The sequence below is a fragment of the Bergeriella denitrificans NBRC 102155 genome (assembly GCF_001592185.1).
GTDB lineage: Bacteria > Pseudomonadota > Gammaproteobacteria > Burkholderiales > Neisseriaceae > Neisseria > Neisseria denitrificans.
Map to the genome: position 1 here is coordinate 1 of NZ_BCWL01000367.1, position 771 is coordinate 771.

1 protein-coding gene is annotated in these 771 nt (G+C 48.0%); it reads right to left on the reverse strand.

Annotation, left to right across the window (positions count from 1 at the left end; translation table 11 throughout):
- On the reverse strand, positions 1-743 hold a 743-nt coding region (locus tag BDE01S_RS10840), incomplete at its 3' end, for an integrase core domain-containing protein (RefSeq protein WP_066081481.1).
- Positions 744-771 lie beyond the last annotated feature (28 nt).

The window sequence follows — 771 nt, forward strand, 5'->3', positions numbered from 1 at the left end:
TTATGCGGCTTAACCGTATTATAAAAATTCACAAAACGGCATAACTCCTTCTGCCTATGCTCCGAATCCTTAAACGGAAACTTATCATGCCACATCTCCATTAAGGTGCGGATGACCCGTTCCGCTTTGCCATTGGTCTGCGGTCGGGCAATACGGGTAAACTTCTGGCCGATATTGTTTTGTATACAGGCAACCGCAAAAGGATGAGCCGCATTGCCCCGGTACTCCATACCGTTATCCGAGTAAGCGCATTCGATGGTATACGGACAGCAGTCAATCACATCGCGCAAAAGAAACTTGGCGGCACTGGCAGCAGTACGGTCAGGCAAAATCGCCGCATACAGTTCGCGGGAATAGTCATCGATGGCGACAAACAGATAATCTCTCGGGTCGGTTGTCTTTTGATTTTGCAATAAGGGCAGCCGTTTGGTGTCGAAATGCACCATTTCGCCGGGATAAGATTTGTTGTAGCGTTTGGCCTGCTTTTTGAGTTTTTCTTCGATTGCCTTTTCCACTTTGGCCAAACGTTTCATGCCGTACTTGGCTTGTTTAAAACGGTTGTTGGTGCTGTTTTGCGGCGTGAGCAGCTGCAACCGTGCGGCCTTGAGGATTCGGTAAATGGTTACTCTGCTAACTTGGTATTGCCGGGACAGTGAAGTAATGGTGGTTTTATCCTGCGTATAGGCGCGCCAGATGGCTTGGCGTTGATACGGGGTTAGCCGGGTGTTTTTGTGGATGTTCATTTCAGTATTGTCTTCCAAATACTGTAAA